Origin of the sequence: Leucobacter chinensis (genome assembly GCF_019049105.1) — a bacterium.
Taxonomy (GTDB): domain Bacteria; phylum Actinomycetota; class Actinomycetes; order Actinomycetales; family Microbacteriaceae; genus Leucobacter_A; species Leucobacter_A chinensis.
In genome coordinates this window covers 24,544-37,494 of the sequence record NZ_JAHQZR010000017.1, presented here as the reverse complement: position 1 = coordinate 37,494, position 12,951 = coordinate 24,544, and the positions used below count along the sequence as shown (strand labels likewise).

Genomic DNA, 12,951 nt, shown 5'->3' with positions numbered 1-12,951 from the left:
ATGAAGAAGAACACTGTGGCGCTCGCCCTCGCGGCAACCGCCTCGATTTCGCTGCTGACGGGCTGCGCCCCAGAACCCACGACGGGAACGGTCTCGGTGCAGCTGCGTGCACTCTCGAAAGACCTCGGGTTTGACGAGGTGATCGTTACGGTTGTTGGGCCCGATGACAAGAAGTTACACGCCGAAACGCTCACCGAGGGTGTTTCGATGAGCTTTGAAGACATTCCCTTCGGGTGGATCACGATTGATGCGGCAGGTGTCTGCTCGGTGGGCGGTGAACTCTCGGCTGAGTCATTAACGCTCGGCCTTGTGGTCGACGGTAAGCACTGCGAGGTCACGAACTAGGGTATCGACCGGTGGCTCCCAGGCTGAAGCTTTCGGTTGCTTGCAGTCGGTCCTGGCGCTGTAGTACCCTTGACCCCAGATACCCCCAGGGGTATCCCGAATGGAGGAGTCTGCCTTCACGGGGGAGCGAAAGGGAAGTGCGATCATGGCGACGCGAAACATTGGCCAACACGATTTTGCTGAGGTTGTTCAGGCCGAGGGCATGGTGCTCGTTGATTTCTGGGCGGCCTGGTGTGGCCCTTGCCGCGCTTTCGGGCCGACCTTCGAGAAGGCCTCTGAAGCGAACCCAGACATCGTCTTTGCCAAGGTTGATACCGAAGCGGAGCAGGAGCTTTCTGCGGGGTTGAATATCACGTCGATTCCGACGCTCATGCTCTTTCGCGACGGCATCCTGCTGTACTCACAGGCCGGCGCGCTTCCTGCTGCGCAGCTCGATGAGCTCATTGAGGGTGCGAAGAAGCTCGATATGGATGACGTGCGCAGGCAGATCGCCGAGGCTGAGCAGAAGGCTGCCGAGAAGGCTGAGTGACGTGATGCGCTAGCGTTTTGCGAAACGCGGCGCCAGCCCGAAGGCCATCCAGAGCCCGACTGCGTCGAGCACGATGCCGCCGCTGAAGAGCCAGACGGCGGTGTCGGGGTGCGAAAATGCAAGGCTCATGACCCAGAAGCCGCCAAAGACCAGCACGCTCGACATGATAAAGAGCAGCACTGAGGCGATGCTTGCTCGCGGCTGTTCGGGGGTTGCGAATGATGCTGATGCGGTGCGGCTCTCGGAGGTTTTGGTGTTGTCTGGCTGAGGCGACATGATGATCCTTGCGTTAATGATTGATGCACAAACTATTCATGCGTTATGTAATGGTACATTATTTTTTAAGACGCGAGATAATTGAGCAATGAGCACCAGCGATCCACTGTCTTTAGAACGACAGGTCTGCTTTGCGCTCACGGTCGCCTCGCGCAGCATCGTTGCGGCCTACAAGCCGGTGCTCGATCCGCTCGGTATTACGCACCCGCAGTATCTCGTGATGCTCGCGCTCTGGGGCAACGAGCCGCAGGCGCTGTCTGACCTGGGGGTTGAACTCAAGCAAGACCCCTCGACGCTTTCACCAATCATTAAACGGCTCGAAGCGCAGGGGCTCGTCACCCGTCAACGAAGCGCCGCCGATGAACGCAAGCTTGAGATCACCCTGACGAAGCAGGGCCGCGATCTCCGTTCACAGGCGCAAAGCGTGCCGATTGCGATGGCCGAGCGGCTTGGCATGAGCCCTGAGAAACTGCAGCAACTGCACGCCTCAATGATCGAGCTCACTGAGGCGAGCCACCGTTCGCTTGCCGGTGACGAGGGCGGCGCGCGCTAAGCAACCCTCGCTAAGCTGGCACGGCAGCCGTTTCAGCAGGAGGAACCATCGTGACGCTCACGCCCACCGCAACCGAGCACGCAGCCGCACGCGGCGCGCTCGAGACGATCTTTGGGTACCCAGATTTTCGCGGATCGCAGGAGTCGATCGTCGGTCACGTCATCGCTGGCGGTGACGCCGTTGTGCTCATGCCAACGGGCGGCGGTAAATCGCTGTGCTATCAAATTCCCTCACTCGTGAGGGAGGGCACCGGTATCGTGCTCTCTCCGCTCGTCGCGCTCATGCATGACCAGGTCATCGCCCTGCGGCAGGTAGGCGTGCGTGCAGCCGCACTGAACTCGGCCATGCCGCTGGAAGAACGGGAGGCGGTTGAAGAGGCCTATCTCACGGGGCAACTCGAGGTGCTCTACCTCGCTCCCGAGCGTCTTGGCAGCGGGAACACGGTTGACTTTCTTTCACGGGGTCGTATCGCCCTGTTTGCGATCGACGAGGCTCACTGTGTGTCGCAGTGGGGCCATGACTTTCGCCCCGACTACCTTCGTCTGGGGGAGCTCGCAGAGCGCTGGCCAGACGTTCCGCGCATTGCTCTCACGGCGACCGCGACGCCCGCGACCCACGCCGAGATTACCGAACGCCTTCACCTCGAGGGCGCCGAGCACTTTGTCTCAAGCTTTGACCGCGAGAACATTCGGTACCGCATTGTTCCAAAGGTGAATGCTCGGGCGCAACTCATTTCGTTCATTCAGCGTGAGCACTCGGGCGAGGCTGGCATCGTGTATGCGCTCAGCCGCAAACGTGTTGAACAGACAACCGCAGCGCTTCGCGATGCCGGCATCGATGCGGTGGCATACCATGCGGGGCTTCCAGCAGAGCAGCGCATGAGCGCACAGCAACGATTCTTGAGCGAAGATGGTGTTGTCGTCGTGGCGACGATCGCCTTCGGCATGGGCATCGATAAACCTGACGTGCGCTTCGTCGCGCACATCGATCTACCCAAGTCGGTCGAGGGTTACTACCAGGAGACCGGGCGTGCGGGGCGAGACGGTCTGCCGTCTGAAGCGTGGATGGCTTACGGGCTCGCCGACGTGGTGCAGCAGAGACAGTTCATCGAGTCGGGCGATGGCGACGCACAGACGAAACGCAACCAGGGCCAGCATCTTGATCACATGCTTGCGCTCTGCGAGAGTGTGACCTGCCGACGTCAGTACCTCCTGCAGTATTTCGGAGAGCAGAACGTTCCTGATGCGTGCGGCAACTGTGACGTTTGCCTCGATCCGCCAAAGCTCTGGGATGCGACGATTCCAGCGCAAATGCTGCTCTCAACCGTGATTCGTACCCAGCAGGAGCGCGGCAGACAGTATGCCGCTGGCCAGCACATCGATGTTTTGCGCGGGGTGAGTTCTCCGAGGGTGACCGAGATGCGCCTCGATGAGCTTTCGACCTGGAACATTGGAGCAGAGTGGTCGCAGGCCCAGTGGCGGGGCGTCGTGCGGCATCTTGTTGCTGTGGGGCTGCTCGAAGCCCAGGGCGAGTGGGGCGTTCTTTGGCCGAGCGAGACCGCCAAGCCCGTGCTGCGCGGTGAGCAAGCGGTCATGATGCGAGAAGAAGTCATCTCACGGGCAGATAAAAGCGTCTCGCGAAGTTCGGGGCCTGCAAAACGTTCGGCCGCTGCAAAAGACCTCGATGAAGATCAAATCGCGATCTTCGAACGGTTGCGTGAGTGGCGAGCGGCCGTTGCGAAGGAGCAGCAGGTACCCGGTTATGTGGTGTTTAACGACGCGACACTATCGGCGCTCGCGTTACACCAGCCCGAGAACGACGAACAGCTGCTCGCGATCTCGGGCATTGGCGAGGTCAAGCTCGAGCGCTACGGTGCCCAAGTGCTTGAGGTGCTCGCCCAGGAATAATGGGTTAGGCGGCACCCGAGACAAGAGGAAGCTGATCGACCCTCGCACCGTGGCGCAACAGGTACGCTGCAGGGCCGCCGAACTCGTCGACGAGATCGAGAGCATCTTCAATAGCCCAGGCGGGGCTTTCAAGATGCAACTGCTCAGTCTCAGCTCTGCTTTTTCCTTCGAGGTCGAGTGTGGTGATCATGCGCGCGACCGCGGCGGCACGTTCGGTGCGTACCTCGGCACTTGAAAGAACGTAGTCGGCGATGATCTCGTCCCTCGCATCACCCAGGAGTGCGCGGAGTATCGCCACGACAAGCCCAGTACGATCCTTACCCGCGGTGCACTGCACGACGGCGACACCGGGGTGTTCGAGCACGCTGACAACAGCTTCGGTGATACGAGTCCCACGGTTGACAATGAGGTCTCGGTAAACCCCCTCGAGCGTTCCTTCGCCAGGAAGTTCACCCTGATACAGGCCGATTTCTCGTACCGGGATGGTGTGCGTTTTAGGGCCTCGTTCACTCGGTTCACGAAGATCGATGGCCAGGCTAACACCGTGGGCCTTCAACGTCATCTCGCCTCGCGGCGTGAGGCCGTCGAGCGAAGCCGAACGTACCAGCCAGGGATGTTCGGGTGAGCCGATACCGCGCACGTTATAGGTACCCTCTGCATAGATCGTATTCATGGTGTGCACCTTTCTCGTCTCTTCTCAGGGTGAGTCATGAACGTTTCGCGTCAGTGGTAACTCAGTGAAGTATCGCTGTCGAATGTGCGAACCCCGCATGAACAAAGGGTCTCCGTATTCAGGCGCTGTTCGGGCTTGGTACAGCACGAACAGAGCGGAAGACTGGGGCGGCGCGCTAGACTTTCAGGGCAGAGGGGTCACGAAGATTACCCTCACGATGCATACCCCGTGAAAGGTCCGTGTGACGAACCCTACTTTTATTGATCTTGGCGTGCCCGAATCTATGGCCGCGGCGCTCGCAGCCGACGGCAAAACCGAGGCGTTCCCGATTCAGCGCGACACGCTGCCAGACACGCTTGCGGGGCGTGACGTTCTTGGCCGTGGGCGTACGGGCTCGGGTAAGACGATCGCGTTCGGTATTCCCCTTGTGGCGCGTCTCGCCGTTAACGCCGCTGAGCTTCGTCAGCCGAACCGCCCGAGAGGCCTCGTGCTGGCTCCTACGCGCGAACTCGTCACTCAGATTGCCGATACGATCTCACTGCTCGCAAAGCCTGCTCGGGTACGGGTCACCACGATTTTTGGCGGCGTTTCACAACGCAGGCAAGAGGACGCTCTCGCGCAGGGTGTCGATATTGTCGTTGCTGCGCCGGGTCGACTTGATGATCTTATGAAGCAGGGAGTTCTGACCCTCGACGGCGTTGAAATCACCGTGCTCGATGAGGCCGATCATATGGCCGACATGGGGTTCTTACCCGTGGTCACGCGCATTCTGCAGAAGACCCCGCGAAATGGTCAGAGGCTTCTGTTCTCGGCAACGCTCGATAATGGTGTCGACAAGCTCGTGAAGCGTTTCCTCACTGACCCGGTCATGCACTCGGTCGACCCCGCCGAGTCGCCGGTCGCTCAGATGACCCACCACGTGTTCGACGTTGCTGGTAAAGATGAGAAAGAGGATCTCATCGAGGCGCTTGCCTCGGGAACTGGCAAACGCATTCTCTTCACCCGCATGAAGCACCAGGCAAAGCGCCTTGCGCAGAAACTTACGAAGGCAGGTATCCCAGCGGTCGAGCTGCAGGGCAATCTCTCGCAGAACGCACGCGAGCGAAACCTGAAGGAATTTGCAACCGGCGAAGCGAAGGTACTCGTGGCGACCGACGTCGCTGCTCGCGGCATTCACGTCGACGGCGTTGAGCTTGTCGTGCACATTGACCCGCCGGTCGAGCACAAGGCGTACCTGCACCGCTCGGGCCGCACGGCTCGTGCAGGTTCAGAGGGCGACGTCGTAACGATCTGTCTTCCTGAGCAGCGCAAAGAGATGGCGCAGCTCATGCGAGCTGCAAAGATTCAGGCGACACCCCGCAAGGTTACGCCTCAGGACCCCGAGGTCATCGAGCTTATCGGAGAGGTCGCCGAGCGGGTCGATCCTCGCGAGGTTGAAGCACGAAGGCAGAAAGCGATGGGCCAGAACGGTGCGGGCCAGGGCAAGTCACAGGGTGCGAATGCTCAGCGCAAGCGCCAGCGCCGTGGTGGCCAGGGCGCGGCTGGTGGCAACGGTGGTGGCCAGGGTGGTAACGGTGGCGGCCAAGGCCGCGGCCGCGGCGGGCGTGGCGGTCAGGGACAGGGCGGCAGCGGACCTGCCGGCGGCCGGAATGGTAGCCGACCCCAGGGCTCGCAGCGCCAGGGTAACCAGCGCCGCGGTTCGGGCCGCTAGCCCAGAACGCTGATACCGAGGTGGCGCGCAAACAGGTGCGCCATCTCGGTCGCTTGCAACGACGAAACCGTCACCCCTTTCAGTGACTCGATGCCTTCAATGCCAGCAAAATCGAGCCCCCGCAGGTCAACGTCACGTGAGGTTGCCCCGCGAAGGGAAAGCTTGTCGGCCGTGACGCCTGAGAACGAGACCCTTGTGAGTGTGGCGTTGTCGAGCACGAGCTCTTCAATATGGCAATCGCGAATCGAGAGATCGCTGATGCTTGATGAATGAAGATTGAGCAAACCAAGCTTTGACCCCTCAATGGCAAGCTCTGAGATCTCGGCGTCAAACATCTCGACGACGCCTAGGCGGGAGCTATGTACCTCACAGTTGCGCCAGGTCGTCGAGCGCGCGCTGAGCACAGGGGCGCTGAGGAGCTCGAAGCGGGTCTCGATAAATCGCGCATACCGAACATCGGTGTTGTGTGCGTTACAGCGGAGAAATTCGCAGAGCTCAAACGATGAGCCGGCGAGGTTGAACGCTTCAAGGTCGCACCCGTCGAAACTGAGCGCCTCGTAGCTCCCGCGGTCGTGCAACTCGCTCTCGGTACCTGAGGCGAGGGTGTGCAGGTTGAGTGGCGTGAGCCGAGGGGCGATGGGGGCTTTGGTCATGGGAGCATCGTACGGGGTGCCTCTGACACTTTTCTAGCGCACAGCACACCGTTTGCTGCTACTCGTTCTTGCCGTCAACACTGCCAGCGGGCAGTGAGCCCCCGAGGGTACAGTTGTACGGGTACATGAGTGGCGCTGGGCGCCCAGCCGTTCAAGGGGAGAGTGGGTCAACGTGAGCTATCCGGCAACACCAGACGATATTCAGCGGTTTAAAGACGCGTTCCGATTGCACCCAGCGGGCGTCGCGCTCGTAGCGGGCAACACCGCTGAAGGTTTGGTCGGGCTGACGCTCTCGAGTATTGCTTCGGTCAGCGCTGATCCGCCCGTGCTCTCGTTCTCAGTGACGCGCTCGACGGGAAGTGCGGGAGGCATTCTCTCTGCTGGCACCTTCGTGGTGCACTTCTTGACTGACGAGCAAGCCCAGCTCGCGATGAACTTTGCGCGCACGGGTTCACCACGGTTCACCGAAGAGCAGGGGTGGCAGACACTGCCGACCGGCGAGCCGTACCTGCCGAGCGCCTCGATGGCGCTTCGGTGCACGATTCGAGAGACCCTTCCCGTGGGCCCATCGGTGCTCATTCTGGCAAACGTGCTCGACACGTATCAGGGCGAGCCTGCGACACCGCTCATCTACCGAGACCGCACGTTCTTCTCTGGCGAAGGCCTCGAGGCATTGTCTGTCGAGTAAGGGCCGTTACAGGCGAAACGAGTCGACGACCTGGGCAGCGGTACGCACTTCGGTGAGCGCGCCAATGCCCATGCCAGCGTTGACCGGGCTCTCGCGAATGACCCGCTCTGGAAAGCGTTCGGGCCATGGCAACCCCAGCGCGATGTCGAACTCCCGCGTGATGTGAGTGTCACCCTCGCCAGCTGCGAGCAGCGTAGCGCGGTTCGTGTCGTTCGTGAGCGACTCGGGACATGCGGTGAATGCGGTGCCTATCCAGCCTCCTGCCGCGCCCTGGCTCATCGCGGCGGCTAGGTCGTCTCGGGTTGAGATCGCTCCAGCCGCGAGTACCGGTACTCGGCCCGCAACCCTGTCGAGCACGGAAGTGAGGAGCGAGTCACGGTCATGCTCAGGGGCTCCGTGACCGCCAGCTTCGAGGCCGCGCGCCACGACCGCGTCAATGCCACTCAGGACCGCCTGTTCGGCCTCTGCTGCAGTGGCGACCTGCGTTACTGTAGCGATGCCAAGGTGATTGGCGCGTGCGATCCACTCGGGAGCCTCGGCGCCAGCTGAAAAATCACCGAAGCTCACCGAGAGCAGCGTAGGTCGTGCGTCGAGGGCACGGTCGAGCATGGATGGGTCTTTAGCGATGCCCCAGTCAACGAGGCCAATGCCAAAACGGCCGTCGCCTCCTGCACCACGGTAGAGAGCGAGCTCACGGGTGAGCGCCTCGAACGAGCCAGAGCTGCCCATCCCGAGCGTGCCAAGCGCACCAGCTCTCGACACTGCCGCAGCGAGCCTTCCACCTGCAACCCCTCCCATTGGGGCATTGATGATGGGAACGTCTGCTCCGAGTCTCTGCCACCAGGATGCATGCAATTGACTGAACATTGGGCGACTCCTTCGTTATGTTTGGAGGGCTCCGAGACGATCGCCGAGTTCGGCAACGAGGGCGTCAAGGCCTCTGTTGCGGCGCTCGAGCAGGGCAGCGAGCTGGGCGATCGATGTGTCAGAGGGGTCTCGTTCAACCTCGAGCGACAGATCACGAATTTCATCGAGGTGAGCCGCCGCATCGGCGCTGTGTAGCAGCAAATCTTGGTGATCATCGCTGGAAGCCAGGAACGTCGTCCACGTGCCGAGCGCCGCAGAGAGCTTGCGGCGCTCATGGAGCACGTCAACGCGCAGCGCGTGCAACTCGGAGGCGAGATCTTGCGCCCCAGCATCGACGCGCAAGTGGAATGCAACGATGTGGCCACGGCTGATCTCGCTCTCGCTCTCATCAGCGATGCCGTGCAGCAGTTCGGTGAGAGCGAGCCGGGTTACAGGGGCCCAACGCCTCGCATTTGAGCGTGCGAGCACCTTATCGATCACGAGCACCGTGAACAAGAACGTCACAAACCCCGCGACGATGCCACCCACAATAACGAGTTCTTGCCAAAACGTTGTGCGAATATCGAGCCACAGCACCACAACGATGAGGGCCGTCGCGAGCACAAAGGTTACGATTTCAAGCGCTCTGCGTTGAACCTGCTTCGGGTGTCGCACGGTCGTGCCTTTCTGCTACAGGAGTGAGGCGGCTGCCTCGTCAAGGTACCAGGTCACGTTTGAGTGGCGGCGCAGAACGCTGCCGGGCAGATCAACCGATTCAGGCCCTTTCAAAGCTGCGGCAACAGCGGGAGCCTTCGCCTCGCCGGTCGCGACAACGATGAGTTCACGGGCCTCGAGAATGGTGCCGAGACCCTGTGTAATGGCCTTCGTGGGCACCTGAGTGATGCTGTCGAAGAAGCGAGCGTTGTCGGCAATTGTTTCAGGCATGAGGTCGATTTCGCGCGTGCGCGAGTCGAAGGGAGAGCCTGGTTCGTTGAAGCCTAAGTGCCCATTGCGCCCAATGCCAAGAATCTGCAGGTCAATGCCACTGGCAGCTTGAATAGCCTCGTCATATTCGAGTGCATTGGCAGCAACATCGCCCAGGCCACAGGGCACTCGCACGAGGCTCGGGTTGAGCCCAATAACCTCGGTGGCATCGCGTGCGATGACGCTATGGTAGCTCTCGGGATGCTCAGTCTCGAGGCCGCTGTACTCGTCGAGAGCGAAACAGACGACGTGATCCATCGCGATGCCGCGTTCTTTGGCAACGGCTGCCCACCCTTGATAGACCGGAATCGGTGATGAGCCTGTCGCGAGACCGATGACAGGGTCAGGCTTGCCCTCGATGACGGCCACGATCTGCGCACCCGCAGATTTGCCGAGCTCGGCTAGCGACTGAAACACCTGAATGGTCACGGTGAACCTTTCTGATAAGGGAGTGCAGACGGTTCGTTCCTGCACGATCTTGCACTCCATAGCCTAGATGGATTTGGCTGGGAAGTGACTCGTGCAACACCGGGCGCCACTCGAAAAGGCGCACCTTCTGTGCGGTAAGTGTTTCCTTGCGTTTCAGGGCAGGGTGATAGTGTGGCCGTGAATTCTTGTGACTCAAGTTCGGGGAGACTATGTCAAACACTACGCTGAAGACCTCTCGTCGAGGCGCCTGGAAACGCCGCCTCGGGGCGATAGCGATCTTCTCGGTGATGGCAACCACCATTGCTATTCCTCACATAGAAACACCTGCATACGCTGCGAACGATGATCTCGACCTGCCCACTTGGGCTGACGTGCAGAAGGCAAAAGACGACACTTCGGCGGGCAAGAAAAAGATTGGCGAGATCGAAAGTCTCATCAAAGAGGTTGAGAACCGGGTTGAAGAAGCGCGGATGCGTTCAGCAGATGCTTCTCAGATAGCGGTCGAAGCCCAGCAAGAGTATGAGCGTGCGCACGCTCAGGCTGAGGAGCTTGAGAAGCAAGCATCTGAAAGCCAGAAGAAAGCAGAGGAAGCAGCCGAGCAAGCTGCGGCACTCGTCTCGCAGATGTATCGCTCTGGCGGCATTGACCGCAACGTTGAGCTCTTTCTCGAAACCGACGGCGATACTGCCGATGCTTTGCTTGATCGACTCGCGATGATGTCGAAAGCAACCGAACGAAACACCTCGATTTCGCAAGAAGCCGAGCATGCCATGAACAACGCAAAGCAGCTTGGCGAACAGGCTGAAGACGCGCAAAAAGAGCGTGAGCGTTTGCACGACGTTGCCGAGAAAGAGGCGATGCAGGCTGCTCAAGCGGTCGAAGTCGAGCGCCAGAACCTCTCGAAACAGGAGGAGCAGGAGAAAGTGCTGAAAGCACAGCTTGCTGCTCTCAAAGATACCGAGACAAAAACAGTTGATGGTTACCAGGAACGTCTGCGCGTTGAAGAGGAACGTCGTCGTGCCGCTGAAGAAGCGGCACGAAAAGCAGCTGAAGCACGACGTCTTGCCGAGCAAGAAGCCGCGCGTAAGGCTGCGGAGCAGGCCGCTCAAAATGGTGGCGGCGGTGGCGGTGGCGGGAACACCGGTGGCGGCAACACTGGCGGTGGAAACACCGGGGGTGGCGGCAATACTGGCGGCGGCAACACCGGTGGCGGCAACACTGGCGGTGGTAACACCGGCAGCAGTGGCTGGGTGCACCCTCTTGGCGGAGCTGGCTACCGAGTCTCGACCGAGTGGATGGGCTACTACGGCCACACCGGTATCGACCTGGCAACTCCGGCATGGACGCCGATTTATGCCGCCGCGAGCGGAACCGTGGTGCTCTCGGGCTGGTGGTACGGCTGCGGTAACGCGGTGCGCATCTCACACGGAAACGTGACAACGAGTTATTGCCACATGGTGCAGTCGCCTGCGGTCTGGGTGGGCGAGAACGTAGGCGCAGGCCAGATCATTGGCTATGTTGGCACGACCGGTAACTCAACCGGTAACCACCTGCACTACGAGACCATGGTCAATGGGATCTACACCAACCCGCGCTACTTTATGAGCGATCGTGGAATCTGGTTCTAGAGGCGCCGCTTGAGACGGCTAACACCCGAGACATACGCACAGCGCCCCGGTTCACGAAGAACCGGGGCGCTGTGCGTATGTCTCGGGCAAACCGTGCGCATGAGCGCTGGTTGCCCGCGGTAAAGCCTGTTACGCCGTCTTGGCGCGCTCGATCGCCTCAAGAATAAGCTGCTCTGCGTCAGCCGCAGTGCCCCAAGCATCGACCTTGACCCACTTGCCGGGCTCGAGGTCTTTGTAACGCTCGAAGAAGTGCTCGATTTCTTTGCGGGTGTACTCGGGAATGTCGTTCACATCTTGAATGTGGGTCCAGCGAGGATCTTTGTGCTGCACGGCGATGACCTTGTCGTCGCCCCCAGCTTCGTCGCTCATGCGCAGCACGCCTACGGGGCGTACCTTGATGCCAACACCGGGAAAGACGGGGTAGTCGAGCAGCACGAGAACGTCGAGCGGATCGCCGTCTTCGCCCAGGCTGTTCTCGAAGAAGCCGTAGTCTGCCGGGTATACGAAGCCGGTGTACAGAACGCGGTCAAGGTATACGCGCCCGGTCTCGTGGTCGATCTCGTACTTGTTGCGGCTTCCCTTAGGAATCTCTACTACCGCATCGAATTCAGCCATGCTGGCTCCTCTCGAATCGTGAACAAACACCATAAGAGTAGCCGATAGCGGTACCTTAGATGCATGAGTACTGCTCCAAATGATCGACTTCCCAGGCTGACACCGGCGGTTGCCGAGACCCGTCTCGCGGTTCGAGAGGCCCTCGACGAGGCCGCCTTGCCCGCTCAATCACTCGTCTTGGTGGCCCTTTCGGGCGGCCCAGACTCGTTTGCTTTGGCCGCTGCCTCGGTCTTCGAGGGTGAAAAAGCTGGCCTGCGCGTTGGCGCCGTGATCGTCGACCACGGGCTCCAGGCTGAGTCGGCTGAGGTCGCAGAGAAGACCGCGACGCTCGCACGAAACCTTGGCCTTGACCCGGTCATCGTGACCCGCGTAGAGGTAACTGACCACAGTGATGGGCCTGAATCAGCCGCCCGCTCTGCGAGGTACACGGCGTTTCGCAACGCAGCCCGTGAAACGGGAGCGGTGCGCATTTTTCTCGGGCACACGAGAGATGACCAGGCAGAGCAGGTACTCCTTGCCCTTGCACGCGGATCAGGCTCGCGTTCGCTCGCCGGCATTCCCCCAAAGCGCGGGCTGTTTGTTCGCCCGATCCTCGGCGTCTCAAGCCAGACCACCGCTCAGGCGTGTGAAGACGCGGGCATTGACCCCTGGCAAGATCCGCACAACGAAGATCCGGCGTACACCAGGTCACGGGTGCGCCACCGCGTGATTCCCGTGCTTGAGGCAGAGCTTGGGCCCGGCATCGTCGATGCGCTCGCTCGCACCGCCGAACTTGCGCGCGAAGACAGTGAGGCGTTCGACGAGATGATCAGTGAGATCATCGAAGAGATTGTTGAGCCAGCTGAAGCGGGCATTGCGGTGCACTCTGGCGCGCTCTTTGCGAACCCCGCAGCGCTGCGCAACCGCATCATTCGCTACGTTGCCAAAGCCGAGTTTGGTGTGCAGCTCACCCGACAGCACACACTTGAGGTTGCTAAGCTCGTGACCGACTATAAAGGCCAGGGTGCGTTGCACCTGCCCGGCATTCGCGTGAAGCGCGAGGGCGCATACATCGTGATGAGCGCGGCGCCCGGGGCAGAAGACCACCCGGGAACGATCCTCTAGGAAGAAGGAA

At 60.7% G+C, this 12,951-nt stretch carries 15 protein-coding genes; 8 read left to right on the top strand and 7 right to left on the bottom strand.

Going from position 1 to position 12,951, the window contains the following annotated elements; translation table 11 throughout:
• Both KTJ78_RS12955 and trxA read left to right on the top strand, forming a co-directional pair.
• On the top strand, positions 1 to 345 hold the full coding sequence (locus KTJ78_RS12955) for a hypothetical protein (protein ID WP_217136500.1): 345 nt from the start codon (positions 1 to 3) through the stop codon (positions 343 to 345).
• Between the two features lie 145 nt (positions 346 to 490).
• Positions 491 to 874 carry a thioredoxin gene (gene trxA / locus KTJ78_RS12950; RefSeq protein WP_217136498.1) on the top strand — a complete coding sequence of 128 codons (384 nt, stop codon included), beginning with the start codon at positions 491 to 493 and terminating at the stop codon, positions 872 to 874.
• 9 nt (positions 875 to 883) lie between these two features.
• Here trxA and KTJ78_RS12945 read toward each other — a convergent pair whose 3' ends face one another.
• Positions 884 to 1,150: a hypothetical protein gene (locus tag KTJ78_RS12945; RefSeq protein WP_217136496.1), complete on the bottom strand. Its 267-nt coding sequence runs from the start codon at positions 1,148 to 1,150 to the stop codon at positions 884 to 886.
• An 88-nt stretch (positions 1,151 to 1,238) separates the two neighbouring features.
• Here KTJ78_RS12945 and KTJ78_RS12940 point away from each other — a divergent pair, with 88 nt between their 5' ends.
• The gene (locus KTJ78_RS12940; protein ID WP_217136494.1) at positions 1,239 to 1,703 is read left to right on the top strand and encodes a MarR family winged helix-turn-helix transcriptional regulator; all 465 of its coding nucleotides are present in this window, start codon (positions 1,239 to 1,241) and stop codon (positions 1,701 to 1,703) included.
• 50 nt (positions 1,704 to 1,753) lie between these two features.
• Entirely contained in the window at positions 1,754 to 3,610 is a 1,857-nt protein-coding gene (gene recQ / locus KTJ78_RS12935) for a DNA helicase RecQ (protein ID WP_369808101.1), read from the top strand.
• A 4-nt stretch (positions 3,611 to 3,614) separates the two neighbouring features.
• Here the strand turns inward: recQ and KTJ78_RS12930 are convergent, their stop codons facing one another.
• Entirely contained in the window at positions 3,615 to 4,283 is a 669-nt protein-coding gene (locus KTJ78_RS12930; protein WP_254259698.1) for a tyrosine-protein phosphatase, read from the bottom strand.
• A gap of 283 nt (positions 4,284 to 4,566) precedes the next feature.
• On the opposite strand from KTJ78_RS12930, the gene KTJ78_RS12925 reads away from it, so the two are divergent.
• Positions 4,567 to 5,994 carry a DEAD/DEAH box helicase gene (locus tag KTJ78_RS12925; RefSeq protein ID WP_217136577.1) on the top strand — a complete coding sequence of 476 codons (1,428 nt, stop codon included), beginning with the start codon at positions 4,567 to 4,569 and terminating at the stop codon, positions 5,992 to 5,994.
• Here KTJ78_RS12925 and KTJ78_RS12920 read toward each other — a convergent pair.
• The gene (locus tag KTJ78_RS12920) at positions 5,991 to 6,647 is read right to left on the bottom strand and encodes a pentapeptide repeat-containing protein (RefSeq protein WP_217136490.1); all 657 of its coding nucleotides are present in this window, start codon (positions 6,645 to 6,647) and stop codon (positions 5,991 to 5,993) included. The genes KTJ78_RS12925 and KTJ78_RS12920 overlap by 4 nt on opposite strands.
• A gap of 172 nt (positions 6,648 to 6,819) precedes the next feature.
• Between KTJ78_RS12920 and KTJ78_RS12915 the strand changes: the two genes are divergently transcribed.
• Positions 6,820 to 7,335 carry a flavin reductase family protein gene (locus KTJ78_RS12915; RefSeq protein WP_369808100.1) on the top strand — a complete coding sequence of 172 codons (516 nt, stop codon included), beginning with the start codon at positions 6,820 to 6,822 and terminating at the stop codon, positions 7,333 to 7,335.
• Between the two features lie 6 nt (positions 7,336 to 7,341).
• Here the strand turns inward: KTJ78_RS12915 and KTJ78_RS12910 are convergent, their stop codons facing one another.
• From KTJ78_RS12910 to KTJ78_RS12900, 3 genes are read right to left on the bottom strand one after another with little or no spacing between them, the layout of a single operon-like run.
• Positions 7,342 to 8,202 (bottom strand): nitronate monooxygenase, encoded by an 861-nt coding sequence (locus tag KTJ78_RS12910; RefSeq protein ID WP_217136488.1) that lies wholly within the window; start codon positions 8,200 to 8,202, stop codon positions 7,342 to 7,344.
• Between the two features lie 15 nt (positions 8,203 to 8,217).
• Positions 8,218 to 8,856: a hypothetical protein gene (locus KTJ78_RS12905; RefSeq protein ID WP_217136486.1), complete on the bottom strand. Its 639-nt coding sequence runs from the start codon at positions 8,854 to 8,856 to the stop codon at positions 8,218 to 8,220.
• 15 nt (positions 8,857 to 8,871) lie between these two features.
• Complete coding sequence (locus tag KTJ78_RS12900) at positions 8,872 to 9,594, bottom strand: glucosamine-6-phosphate deaminase (protein ID WP_369808099.1); 723 nt, start codon at positions 9,592 to 9,594, stop codon at positions 8,872 to 8,874.
• A 209-nt stretch (positions 9,595 to 9,803) separates the two neighbouring features.
• Between KTJ78_RS12900 and KTJ78_RS12895 the strand changes: the two genes are divergently transcribed.
• Positions 9,804 to 11,222 (top strand): M23 family metallopeptidase, encoded by a 1,419-nt coding sequence (locus tag KTJ78_RS12895; RefSeq protein ID WP_217136483.1) that lies wholly within the window; start codon positions 9,804 to 9,806, stop codon positions 11,220 to 11,222.
• Between the two features lie 129 nt (positions 11,223 to 11,351).
• On the opposite strand, the gene ppa is transcribed toward KTJ78_RS12895, so the two are convergent.
• Positions 11,352 to 11,837, bottom strand: a complete 486-nt coding sequence (gene ppa / locus KTJ78_RS12890; RefSeq protein ID WP_217136481.1) for an inorganic diphosphatase — start codon at positions 11,835 to 11,837, stop codon at positions 11,352 to 11,354.
• A 63-nt stretch (positions 11,838 to 11,900) separates the two neighbouring features.
• On the opposite strand from ppa, the gene tilS reads away from it, so the two are divergent.
• Complete coding sequence (gene tilS / locus KTJ78_RS12885; protein WP_217136479.1) at positions 11,901 to 12,941, top strand: tRNA lysidine(34) synthetase TilS; 1,041 nt, start codon at positions 11,901 to 11,903, stop codon at positions 12,939 to 12,941.
• Positions 12,942 to 12,951 lie beyond the last annotated feature (10 nt).

Coding starts and splice junctions, on each gene's coding strand:
- KTJ78_RS12895 (WP_217136483.1), top strand. CDS start 9,804: ATGTCAAACACTACGCTGAAGACCTCTCGTCGAGGCGCCTGGAAACGC.
- trxA (WP_217136498.1), top strand. CDS start 491: ATGGCGACGCGAAACATTGGCCAACACGATTTTGCTGAGGTTGTTCAG.
- KTJ78_RS12910 (WP_217136488.1), bottom strand. CDS start 8,202: ATGTTCAGTCAATTGCATGCATCCTGGTGGCAGAGACTCGGAGCAGAC.
- KTJ78_RS12955 (WP_217136500.1), top strand. CDS start 1: ATGAAGAAGAACACTGTGGCGCTCGCCCTCGCGGCAACCGCCTCGATT.
- ppa (WP_217136481.1), bottom strand. CDS start 11,837: ATGGCTGAATTCGATGCGGTAGTAGAGATTCCTAAGGGAAGCCGCAAC.
- KTJ78_RS12930 (WP_254259698.1), bottom strand. CDS start 4,283: ATGAATACGATCTATGCAGAGGGTACCTATAACGTGCGCGGTATCGGC.
- KTJ78_RS12945 (WP_217136496.1), bottom strand. CDS start 1,150: ATGTCGCCTCAGCCAGACAACACCAAAACCTCCGAGAGCCGCACCGCA.
- KTJ78_RS12940 (WP_217136494.1), top strand. CDS start 1,239: ATGAGCACCAGCGATCCACTGTCTTTAGAACGACAGGTCTGCTTTGCG.
- tilS (WP_217136479.1), top strand. CDS start 11,901: ATGAGTACTGCTCCAAATGATCGACTTCCCAGGCTGACACCGGCGGTT.
- KTJ78_RS12920 (WP_217136490.1), bottom strand. CDS start 6,647: ATGACCAAAGCCCCCATCGCCCCTCGGCTCACGCCACTCAACCTGCAC.
- KTJ78_RS12925 (WP_217136577.1), top strand. CDS start 4,567: ATGGCCGCGGCGCTCGCAGCCGACGGCAAAACCGAGGCGTTCCCGATT.